The organism is Paenibacillus massiliensis 2301065 = DSM 16942 (assembly GCF_000377505.1).
GTDB lineage: Bacteria > Bacillota > Bacilli > Paenibacillales > Paenibacillaceae > Paenibacillus > Paenibacillus massiliensis.
This window is the reverse complement of record NZ_KB898196.1, coordinates 96,179-107,405: the sequence shown is the minus strand read 5'-3', so window position 1 is coordinate 107,405 and position 11,227 is coordinate 96,179. Positions and strand designations below refer to the sequence as shown.

7 protein-coding genes are annotated in these 11,227 nt (G+C 52.2%); 6 read left to right on the top strand and 1 reads right to left on the bottom strand.

Features of this window, described 5'->3' with window-relative positions; translation table 11 throughout:
- Window positions 1–3 precede the first annotated feature (3 nt).
- Both D328_RS0121575 and D328_RS0121570 read left to right on the top strand, forming a co-directional pair.
- A complete protein-coding gene (locus D328_RS0121575) occupies window positions 4–963 on the top strand; it encodes a nucleoside hydrolase (protein WP_018887126.1) in 960 nt (319 codons plus the stop codon).
- Window position 964: 1 nt separating this feature from the next.
- Entirely contained in the window at window positions 965–2,350 is a 1,386-nt protein-coding gene (locus D328_RS0121570) for an ADP-ribosylglycohydrolase family protein (RefSeq protein ID WP_018887125.1), read from the top strand.
- Window positions 2,351–2,552: 202 nt separating this feature from the next.
- Here D328_RS0121570 and D328_RS0121565 read toward each other — a convergent pair whose 3' ends face one another.
- Window positions 2,553–4,550 (bottom strand): beta-galactosidase, encoded by a 1,998-nt coding sequence (locus D328_RS0121565; protein WP_018887124.1) that lies wholly within the window; start codon window positions 4,548–4,550, stop codon window positions 2,553–2,555.
- Between the two features lie 334 nt (window positions 4,551–4,884).
- Between D328_RS0121565 and D328_RS0121560 the strand changes: the two genes are divergently transcribed.
- The 4 genes from D328_RS0121560 (at window position 4,885) to D328_RS0121545 (ending at window position 11,066) form a co-directional block, all read left to right on the top strand.
- Window positions 4,885–5,850: an ABC transporter permease gene (locus tag D328_RS0121560; protein ID WP_018887123.1), complete on the top strand. Its 966-nt coding sequence runs from the start codon at window positions 4,885–4,887 to the stop codon at window positions 5,848–5,850.
- A 36-nt stretch (window positions 5,851–5,886) separates the two neighbouring features.
- The gene (locus D328_RS0121555; RefSeq protein ID WP_018887122.1) at window positions 5,887–6,771 is read left to right on the top strand and encodes a carbohydrate ABC transporter permease; all 885 of its coding nucleotides are present in this window, start codon (window positions 5,887–5,889) and stop codon (window positions 6,769–6,771) included.
- Window positions 6,772–6,881: 110 nt separating this feature from the next.
- Window positions 6,882–8,441, top strand: coding sequence for an extracellular solute-binding protein (locus tag D328_RS0121550; RefSeq protein ID WP_018887121.1), 1,560 nt, complete (start codon window positions 6,882–6,884; stop codon window positions 8,439–8,441).
- 183 nt (window positions 8,442–8,624) lie between these two features.
- The gene (locus D328_RS0121545; RefSeq protein ID WP_018887120.1) at window positions 8,625–11,066 is read left to right on the top strand and encodes an AraC family transcriptional regulator; all 2,442 of its coding nucleotides are present in this window, start codon (window positions 8,625–8,627) and stop codon (window positions 11,064–11,066) included.
- Window positions 11,067–11,227: the final 161 nt, after the last annotated feature.

Sequence of the window (11,227 nt, the reverse complement as noted above, 5' to 3'; positions counted from 1 at the left end):
ACCATGACTAGACCAATTATTATTGACTGCGATCCTGGGCATGACGATGCCATTGCTATATTGCTGGCGCTGGCTCATCCTGCGCAGCTGGAGATCAAAGGAATCACCACAGTAGGCGGTAACCAGGTATTGGAGAAGATCACAGATAATGCACTGAAGATTCTGAGCTTCGTAGGTGCGGACATCCCTGTAGCCAAAGGAGCGAAGGGACCGCTGCTCGGTACGCTGGTGACGGGAGAAGAGGCTCATGGCGAATCCGGCATGGATGGCCCGGTGCTACCTCCAAGCCGCTATCGTCCGCTGGAGATGGGAGCAGTCGAATTCATGCGGGATATCCTGCTGTCCTCGCCTGAGCCCGTTACGTTGGTACCGATTGGCCCGCTGACTAACATTGCGACGTTGATTCGTGCCTATCCCGAGCTACAATCCCGTATTGCGGGCATTTCGATGATGGGCGGCGGACTTGCCTACGGCAATGTGACACGGACAGCGGAATTCAACATTTACGTGGATCCCGAGGCGGCTCAGATTGTCTTCGAGTCAGGCATTCCTATTACAATGAGCGGTCTGGACGTGACAGATAAGGCCGCTATATTCGACGAAGAGATCGAAGCGCTGAAGACGCGTGGCCCAGTCTCTGTCATGGTAGGAGAGCTACTGGATTTCTATTCGATCTTCGGAAAAAAGATGGGCTATCATGGCAATGCATTGCATGATCCATGTGCCATTGCATGGCTGCTGAAGCCCGAGCTGTTCCAGTCCAAAATGGTGGATGTCACGATCGAGACACAAGGGACGTATACCCGCGGGATGACGGTAGGTGACCTGCGTACGAAGACAGACCGGGAGCCGAACGTCAATGTGCTGCTCGGCGTTGATCGTGAAGCCTTTATTCGTCTTATTTTTGAAGCCCTGGCTATACTGGATGCCAAGGTGCTGCAAGCCTCGCAAGGAGATGCATAACATGGCAGGCTGGACAGACTTGCAAGAGACGGTGAGGCTGGAGCTCATACAGCGGGGCGAAGAGGGCTGTGATACGCAGGGCTTTGCGGAGCGATGGACAGCTGTGGGTCAGGACGAACATAAGCTGCTCGAGCTGTATCATGAGCTGATGAGTCTTACTGTAGCTCCGGAATTTCCTTTCGAGGAGCCTTCAGATCTGGAAGGAATTCGTCGTCTGCGGCCCGATGGCCCACGGACTCTTCAGACCGACTGGAGTGAGAAGACATGGCAGGATAAATTTCGTGGTGCCTGGTTGGGACGCAGTATTGGCTGCACGCTCGGCAAGCCGCTGGAGCACCCCGATTATTTGTACGGCAAGGATGGACGACCGGGATGGGAGAATATCGAGCTGTGGTTCAAGGGTGCAGATGCTTGGCCCATCCAGGGCTATACACCAGAGCATTCCAGAGCTGAGGAGGAGTACGGACTGGGGTTGACGGAGTTGGGACCCTTGAGTGTGCGGGAGAAAATTCGCTTCATGGAAAGCGATGATGATATCCGTTATACGATTCTGGGTCTGCTCATGCTGGAGGAGAAGGGGCTCGACTGGGATTCCTGGGATATCGGGAAGCTGTGGCATTGCCGTCTGACATACAGTCAGGTATGTACAGCGGAGACCCAAGCCTACATGAATTTTGCGCAAGAGACTTCTCATCTCCATCCGGGCAAGCCTTCGAACTGGTTGGAGCGTCAGGAGCATGTACGGATGCACTTGAATCCTTATCGGGAATGGATTGGAGCTGCGATTCGTGCCGATGGTCTGGCCTATGGTGTAGCCGGGCGACCAGAGCTGGCAGCAGAGCTGGGCTGGCGCGATGCCTCGTTCTCTCATGTGAAGAACGGCATTTACGGCGAGATGCTGGCTGCGGCCATGATTGCGGCTGCATTTGTGGAGGATGACAGTGAGCGGATTGTACAGATCGGCTTAAGTGAGATTCCGAGGACCAGTCGCTTGGCGGCGGATGTGCAGCGCGGCATGGAGATCGGGCTTGAGGCTCGCAATGAACGGGAGCTCGTCAGCCGGATCTGGGATGCCTTCAGTCACTATGATGCCGTCCACACCAATAACAATGCGGCGTTGGTAGCGGCATCACTAGTGTATGCGGGCAATGATTTTGAGAAGGCGGTAGTCACTTCTGTATACGGTGGAATGGACACGGACTGCAACGGGGCTACGGTAGGCTCCATTATGGGCGCACGACTCGGTGCATCACAGCTGCCGCAGTCCTGGACAGATCCGCTAAATGATACGCTGTATGCTGACCTGATCGGCTTTGATCCGGTGTCCATCTCCTCTTGTGCCGAGCGTAGCTATCAGGTATTCCTGAAGCTGCGCCAGCAGACATAGAGCAAGAACTTTAGATTAGACTTTGACCGAATCAAAACGGAGATTAGAGCCGCTGCAAGCGGGGAGCCCTGCCGACTGCTGTTAAGCTTGCCGTTCTTTGATTTGAGTTAGGGCTTCCCCGCTTTCTGCTGACCACGCACGAGAAGCTTCCAAGACCACAACCTACGTGGGTCTGGAAGCTTCTTTTGCATATTTATACTTTTTACGCAGGAAAACGAACTACTCTGTACTCATAAGCTCCAATTTTGAGTGGTCCGGGAGGCAGCTGCTGTCCGCTCAAGGCGTCCTCTCCCAAGTGCGGAAGTGTGACGGAGCCGCCATGACCGTCCATATTGACGATCACCCATAGCTCGTAGTCCTCTCCCTGGCGGGGACAGACAATGGTCCCCGAGGTGACATTACTCCGCAACCGAACCTCGGATTGCGCTGCATAATGATCAATCAGCTTGCGTAGCAGCAGATCTCCGTCGTCACCGGTTGGCAGCGAGCCGAGCATGACGACGGACCCGCGTCCATAGCTGCGTTCGGTGACGAAGGACAAGCCGGGTGTCAGTCCACCGAGGACTTCCCCTATACTGACCGCCTCGCCGGGAAGTGGCTCGAAGAGGGCACTCCATAACGATAATCCCGCCGAGACACCGAAGGCATGGCCGATCGCCCCGGATTGCTCCATCGGGTACGTATACTTCGTCTTGACACCAGCCAACTGTTCGAGCTCCTTGCCCAGCGCAGCATCTGTATGAATCGTATGCTCTTGGGTTCGTCCACCGCTCAGCGGACCTACAATCCAGGTGCCACCCTCGGCTACAAATTGCCGAGCCTTAGCCAAATACTCGGGAGATATATAATGAACGAAAGGTGTAAGCAGTAGCTTGTATCCACTAAGCTCAGCTCCCTCCGGCAGCAGGTCACGATGAATCCCCATGTTCAGCACGCGCTTGTAGTAATCCCCTAGCAGTCCACGGTAATTCAGTCCCCGATGCGGCTCTGTTGCGAGGAACGCCTTGGTACGGTCTGAATAGGTAATGGCTACTTCGGCCTGCACGGGATGGCTATGAAGTAGCCAGGGCTCTAGCTCGCGGCGAGCGGAATCGACCTCCAGGATATTGGCATATCCTACTCCGTAATCGCCCCAAGCGCTTAGCACGGCACTGTGCGTCTGCTCACTGCCGCTGCGCTGCTGTCGCCAGAGCCAGTAGCAGAACGCTTCAGCTCCCAGCGCATAGGCAGCTACCGCCTCAGCCTTCAGATAGCCATTCGGATGCGGATGAGCATAGCTCTTCAGTGAGCCCGCGAAGGAGGAGCTTGTCTCCATAATCCAGAAGCTCCGGCCCGGCTTGAAATTACGCCACAGGTCACAGTTCAGAAGATACGCGTGCACGTTCTCCTGTGAGGCGTAGGTATCGTATGAGGCGAAGTCGAGATTCTGGTACAGCCGTTCATTATCCACATGAAAGGCAACGCTGCTGTTGTGCGTGATGGGAGCATCCGAATAGCGACGCAGGACAGCCGCCTGCTCATCTGCGAATTCGGCGATCTTCTCCATGGAGAAGAGACGATACATAGTCCACAGCGAGGAGCTATGCAGGAATGGAGCCGGCCCCGGCTGGGGCACCTGATCGAAGCGCTGATAGCGCTGATTCCAGATATTCGTTCCCCAAGCTTCATTCAACTGCTCGATAGTACCGTAGCGTGCCTCCAGCCATTCATGCCATAGCCCCAGGCAGGTGCTACACATACATTCGGCTACATGGGCTTTGAATTCATTGTCCAGCTGCCAGCCCACAAGGCCAGGCAATGGCCCGAGCTCCCGTGCGAGATGCTCTGCCAGAATGGCAGCCCGTTCCCGGAAATAAGGATGATTCGTGCAAATGTGCTGACGAGCTCCGTGTCCCATGACCGTGCCTTGCTGATCTACGAAGCAGCGCTCGGGATGCTGATGGGTCATCCAGATCGGCGGAGTAGGCGTAGGTGTGCACATGATCGTATCAATCCCGTGCCGATGCAGACGTTCAATGAAGTCGGCGAACGGCGTGATATCGATACGCCCCTCCTCTGGCTCCAGCACACTCCATATGAATTCCCCCATACGGACCAGATTAATTCCGGTCTCCTTCATCAGTCGAATATCCTGCTTCAGCACATCCTCATTCCACAGCTCGGGATACCAGGCAGCCCCGTGATACAGCTTAGCCGTCATACTCGTACAGCCTCCTTGTCTCGTAGGTGAGTAGATATTTCATTGCGTACACTGAACCAATTCTGATTGGCTACTACCTGAATTTCTCCTATAGTCACTTAACAGGGGAAGCATAAGCGGCGGCGTCATTGCGCGCAATAGTAATGTTTTGCACCGTTTGCACTTTCTTGAAGAGGCCTAGTATCCGGTCAAATCAGGCCAATAACAGCCCCGTTGAAAAAGTCTAATTGCCGGAAAATGCTCCTCATTCCATAATGAACTCACGCAAAGGATTGTGGCATTCCATGGCTGCTTCAATCGTAATTGTTGTGATGACAACCGGAGGTGATTCGTAATGGAGCGTGGAGCAGTTCAGGACCTGGCGGCATCGCAGCCAAGACTGTATCCTAATAAATGGGCACTCCGCAAGAAGAGGCTGATCCGTGATCGATGGCTGTATATCCTCTTGATCCCAGGTCTGCTGTATTTTCTGATATTCAAGTACATCCCGATGTGGGGGGTCATGTTAGCCTTTAAGGACTATCAGCCGTTTTTGGGCTTTTGGAAGAGCGAATGGGTAGGGTTGGAGCATTTTCGTGTGTTTTTTCAAAATCCCGATTTCTTTATGCTGCTGCGCAATACATTGATCCTGTCCTTCTATAATCTTATATTTTTCTTCCCGGCACCGATCATACTGGCGCTGCTGCTGAATGAAATTCGGCTTTCCTTTTATAAGAAAACCATTCAAACTATGGTGTATGTACCACATTTCATCTCTATGGTTATTGTTGCGAGTATGTCTTATGTGCTCTTAACGACGGAAGGCGGCACAGTCAATGAGATTGTGTATGCGTTTACAGGGCAAAAAATTGATTTCCTCGCCAATCCTGACTGGTTCCGTCCGCTGATCATCCTCCAGACCATCTGGAAGGAGTGCGGCTGGGGGACAATCATTTTCCTGGCGGCGCTCTCTGGAGTAGATATGGAGCAGTACGAGGCGGCGACTGTGGATGGTGCGAACCGTTGGCGGCAGATTTGGCATATTACACTTCCAGCTATTCGTAGCACGATTGTTATTTTGTTGATTCTACGTATGGGGACGATCCTCGACAACGGCTTTGAGCAAATCTACCTGATGATGAATGCACTCAACCGTGAAGTAGCGGAGGTATTCGATACGTACGTGTACACACTCGGGATCACACAAGGTGCGTTCAGCTACAGTACAGCTGTAGGGCTGTTCAAGTCGGTGATCGGCGTCATTATGGTACTGGGCACGAACTGGCTGGCCAAGAAGTTTGGTGAGTCCGGCATTTACTAAGCTATGACTAAGATCTTCGGAAGGGAAGGATAGAGCGTGGCCAAACAATATAGAACTGCTGGAGGCGTGACGTTTGACATCTTCAACTATGTCTTCCTCGGTCTAATCGGCATTGTAGCGATTATTCCATTCATATTCGTCGTGTCCGGCTCCTTCGCGACGGAGGCAGAGATTACACAGCGTGCTGTATTTCTGATTCCGACTACATTTTCGCTAGATGCGTACCGCTTCATTTTCTCCACGGATACGATTGTGAACAGTATTGGCGTCTCGATCTATGTGACGGTTGTCGGGACGATTGTGAATCTCTTTTGCACCGTCACTATGGCGTATCCATTGGCGAAGAAGCAGCTGATGGGGCGCAATCTGATTCTGAATCTGATCATCTTCACCATGCTGTTCAGCGGCGGGATGATCCCGACGTATCTCGTCATTCGTGAGCTGAATATGCTCGATTCCCTGAACGCGTTGATTTATCCTGCAGCAATCAGTGCCTTCAATCTGATCATTGTGAAGAACTTCTTTCAGGAGCTGCCACTTGAGATGGAGGAGGCTGCCAAGATTGATGGCTGTACCGAGCTTGGGCTGCTATGGCGGATCGTACTCCCACTCTCCAAGCCGGTGCTGGCGACGTTCACCTTGTTCTACGCGGTGGGGCACTGGAACAACTTCTTCTCGGCGCTCTTGTACATCAATGATCCGAGCAAATGGCCCCTGCAGGTCATTCTGCGTCAGATCGTCATGCTATCCCAGTCGGCTGCTGGTGATCTGAGTTCAATGGACCCGAATTTTGTACAGCCACCGGACCAGGCAGTCAAGATGGCGGTCATCGTCGTTGGTACAGTGCCGATTATGCTAGTATATCCATTCCTACAAAAGCATTTTGCCAAAGGGGTGATGCTGGGCTCTGTGAAGGGCTAAGTTATGGATAGGGAAGCGGTGTTGAAGAGGGTCATTAGCAAGTTCTCAGACGAGTAGAGCAAGTTCTCAGACTGGCAAGAAAATGAATAAGTATAATGGAGGGGACATGTATGGCTAACACGAAACGCTGGTTGTCAATGCTGATTGCTGCTATGATGATAGTAACTTTGATCGCAGGTTGTGCCGGTGGCAACTCCGCCAATTCCGGTGATCAGGATCAAGGATCAGCAGGGGCTGATGATGGTGCTTTGAATCTGAATATCATGCTTCCAATCTTCAAAACGAATTATCCGAAGGATGGTAGTCCGACTGCAGCCGAGATTGAGAAGCGCACAGGAACGAAGATCCATTTTGAATGGGTGCCTAATGCTTCCTATGCGGACAAATTCAATATTACACTGGCCTCAGGCAAGCTGCCGCATATTATTTATGTAGGCGATGTCAAGGCATCCAGTTTTGTGAACGCTGCCAAATCAGGCGCCTTCTGGGAGGTTGGTCCTTATCTGAAGGATTACCCGAATCTCAGTCAGGCCAACCCGGTCATTATGAAGAACTCCTCAATTGAAGGCAAGAACTACGGGATCTATCGTGGACGCAACCTCGGTCGTAACGGTATGGCATTCCGGAAGGATTGGCTGGATAAGCTCGGTATGAAGGAGCCAGAGACGGTCGATGACTTCTATAATATGCTCAAGGCATTCAAGGAGCAGGACCCGGATGGCAATGGTCAGGCTGACACCTACGGTATGGTGCTGGTGAAATGGACCGGACAATGGGCAAGTGGCTTCGATACAATCAAGCTGTGGTTTAATTCGCCTAATAAATGGGGCGTGAAGGATGGCAAGCTTGTGCCGGAGCATGAGTATCCTGAATATTTGGAAGCGCTTAAATTTATGAAAAAGCTCTACGATGAGAAGCTGATCAACTCAGACTTCCCGGTCATGGACAGCGCCAAATGGACAGATCCGATCGTGAATAACAAGGCTGGCGTAATCGTAGACGTGGTAGACGGTGGAGCACGGATCGACAATCGGATTCACGCTGCGCTGGAGAAATCAGGTCAGGATCAGCCGGACCAGCACTATATTGATGTTAATGGCGGAGTCAAGGGTCCAGATGGTCAACTGCGCACGCTGCCGACTTCAGGCTTCTCAGGCATCCTGGCCATTCCGAAATCTACGGTGAAGACGGAGGATGAGCTGAAAAAGGTACTGAAATTCCTCGATCAGCTGAACGATGCCGATAATCAGACACTGTTGAACTATGGCCTGGAAGGCAAGCACTATGCCATAGTGGACGGAGCTGTGGAGCGTTCCAAGGATACAGTCCTGCTGGAGAGTGAGGTTGAGGGACTGAACCAAATGCTGGCATTCATCCCTGAGGATCGCACGGCCAAGGTGAAGCAGACGCCTCTGTTGATCAAGCAAAATGCCGTACAGAAGGCTAATGAGGAGTTCATTGTGAATAATCCGGCGGAGGCCTTCATCTCCAAGGTGTATTCACAAAAAGGCTCGCAGCTGGACAATATCATCAACGACGCACGTATCAAATTCATTGTAGGACAGCTTGACGAAGCAGGCCTGAAGGCTGCATTTGAGGTATGGCGCAACACAGGCGGAGATGAACTGGTAAATGAAATGAACGAGCTGTACGCGAATTCCGAGAAATAAGGGTACTTTCGATAGTTAGATCCTGCTATGGCTGACATAGGCTCCATTAATCGTGGAGTCTGTGCCAGCCATGAAGCAGTATATTACTTCGAAAGGTTGTCCAAGGCAGCATCCCAGTAGCGATAGCAACCATGGCGTATAGAGCAGCAAGATGTGTGCTCTCATGGATGCAGACCCAGCCGGATGGAGCCGAAGAAGAAGCGTACAGTTCGGCTTCACTTCAAATCTAATTCGGCTGGTGAGAGCACATTGAAAAGGATCGCGATGCAATGGAATCGGTACAGTCCGTTCCGGGCGGGACACCGGGGACGGTATTTTCGCAGTAACTTGACTATAGTCCTCGTCGTGTCCTCCATTCCCGGATTCATTATTGGTGCAATGATCTATTGGATGGCTGGCGGCAGACTGGAGAGTGAGCTGCTGGCGAACCACAATCGTCAGATCGAGCAGCGGGCAGCTTACATGAATGATCAATTAACGAATCTGGAGCTCATGCTGGCGCATTGGGCCTTCGATCCGAAGTTCGATTACAGTCTCAAGGGAATGGATTTCACGCTGAACCATGAACGGGCGTGGGATATTACCAAGACGCTGGTGGTCATGCAAGGCTCTAGCTCCATGGCAAAACAGGTAGAGCTGTATTTGTCAGAGGAGCAGCCTGTTCTATTCAATCCGGAGTATGGTCTCGTGTCCTCGGCTGCGGTAGTCGAGCGCTACGAGAAGCTGATGGAGCAAGAACAGAGCACCTACTGGGCGCAGTGGGCGTTTGATCCCAATCGACCTTGGGAGAAGGACCTGACGCTAATCCACCATATTCCCGGTGGCAGCCAGAGTCCGAACGGAGCTCTGCTGATGCGTATGGATTCAGAGAAGGTAGCCGCCATGCTGAAGACGATGATGCCTTACAAAAACGGCGAGACCTTCCTGCTGAGGACGACAGGTGATCTGTTCGTCTCTGCCGGGGGGAGTACGGAGGACGCTCCTTTCGTGAGCGCCCTGCGCAGCGCCATTCAGGAGCAGCGTGCCTCCGGGAGCTCGTCCTCGTTCCTGTTCAAATGGGAGGATATGACCTACGCCGTTACTTATGGCAGCTTCTCTCGGATTGCTGCGGAATGGCTGTATGTCTCGGCTTCTCCAATCACGAGTATTACGGCTCCTGTCATCTTTATTTCTCGTCTGATCTTCGCGGTAAGCTCTTGTGCGTTGCTGCTGGCAGCAATCCTGTCCTGGTTCGCCTCGCGGAAGATTTATTCTCCAGTCAGAAGGCTCATGCAGACGTTAATGCCAGAGGATGCGGCTGCTCATGCCCGAGTGGATGAGTTCTCCGTGATTGAGCAGCGCTGGCTACATCTATACGGGGAGAGTCACGCGCTACAGTACACGCTATCCGAGCAGCTTCCCCAAGTGAAGGAGAGCTTCCTGCATCAGCTTTTCCAAGGGAATATGTATGCGTATTCCGAGCAGGAGCTTCGTAAGCGAATGGAACGCTATCAATGGAGCATGGACAGCTGCCAATTGGTGGTGCTCTATATTCAATTAACAGGGATCTCCAGCCTGGAGGGGAAATTCAGGGATGGTGACGAGAGTCTGGTATCCTTCGCGGCTGTTAATATCATGGGTGAGATGGCTGCTGAACACTTCCACCAAGCGGAGAGTATCCATTTCCACGATCTGACGGCTGGCTTACTTATTATGGGGACACCTGAAGAACAGCTGTTGAAACAGGTACAGACCTTCGCAGAGGAATTGACAGGGGCGATCAATCGCATGCTCAAGATGAGAGTGACGATTGCTTTTGCCGCCCCGACCGATCGGGTATCGGCGGTTCCGTTGCTCTTCGAATCCGTGAAGCAGGCTGCCAGCTATCGTCAATTCAGTGGAGAGAATCAGATCATCAATCTGGAGCAGATGGATCGTACTGGCGAAGCAGCACCAGACTCGCAGTATTCCTTCACTTTGGAACGGGGGCTTATTCAGGCTCTTCGTATGGGAGAGGCGGATGAGGCCTATCGTCTGCTGGAGGAGTTCCTGGAGGCGCTATGTGCAGATGGCGCGAAGGCGATAGATGTGCAGCAGGGTATGCTGCATCTGCTCGGGAGTATCCAGCATGCGATTATGATATCAGGCGTTCACCCTAACCAGCTGTTCAAGGGTGCGAATATGTATGCTGCGCTGTCGCAGATCCATGAGCCGCGTCTCATTCTCGACTGGTTCAGATCGAAGGTGGTCGCTCCGTTCCTGAAGGAGATGGCAGAACGCTCGGACGCCGGCCTCCGACGGACCGTGGAGCAGGTAATGGCTTATATCAACGAGAATTACATGCACAATATTTCGCTGGATAGCTGCGCTGATTATACGGGCACAAGTCCGTTTGTACTCAGCAAGTGGTTCAAGAAGGTTACAGGTAAGAACTTCATTGATTATCTAACGGAGCTACGGCTGGATAAGGCCAAGGAGCTGTTGCGGGATACCTCGTTGTTGATTAACGATGTGGCGGTACAGGTTGGATATCAGCATAGCTACTTCAATCGGATCTTCAAGAAGCAGGAGGGAATGACCCCGACGCATTATCGCAAGCTGTACCAGCAGGACAGCTCCGAATCTGCCCGGCAGGACGGGAAATAGTGGCGTATTGCTTATGTGCTTTTTTTCATGATGATACTTTAATACCACTTGAATACTTCAATACTATTAGGATATTTCATTAATATGAGACTACTTTATTACTCTCGAATCACCGAATTACTGTGCTGTCCTGCTCAGGTTGCTGCTTCTTGGACCTCAAG

What these genes read in the sequence shown, in the direction of transcription:
- D328_RS0121545 (WP_018887120.1), top strand. Translation starts at nt 8,625, where the DNA reads ATGGAGCCGAAGAAGAAGCGTACAGTTCGGCTTCACTTCAAATCTAAT.
- D328_RS0121575 (WP_018887126.1), top strand. Translation starts at nt 4, where the DNA reads ATGACTAGACCAATTATTATTGACTGCGATCCTGGGCATGACGATGCC.
- D328_RS0121560 (WP_018887123.1), top strand. Translation starts at nt 4,885, where the DNA reads ATGGAGCGTGGAGCAGTTCAGGACCTGGCGGCATCGCAGCCAAGACTG.
- D328_RS0121565 (WP_018887124.1), bottom strand. Translation starts at nt 4,550, where the DNA reads ATGACGGCTAAGCTGTATCACGGGGCTGCCTGGTATCCCGAGCTGTGG.
- D328_RS0121570 (WP_018887125.1), top strand. Translation starts at nt 965, where the DNA reads ATGGCAGGCTGGACAGACTTGCAAGAGACGGTGAGGCTGGAGCTCATA.
- D328_RS0121550 (WP_018887121.1), top strand. Translation starts at nt 6,882, where the DNA reads ATGGCTAACACGAAACGCTGGTTGTCAATGCTGATTGCTGCTATGATG.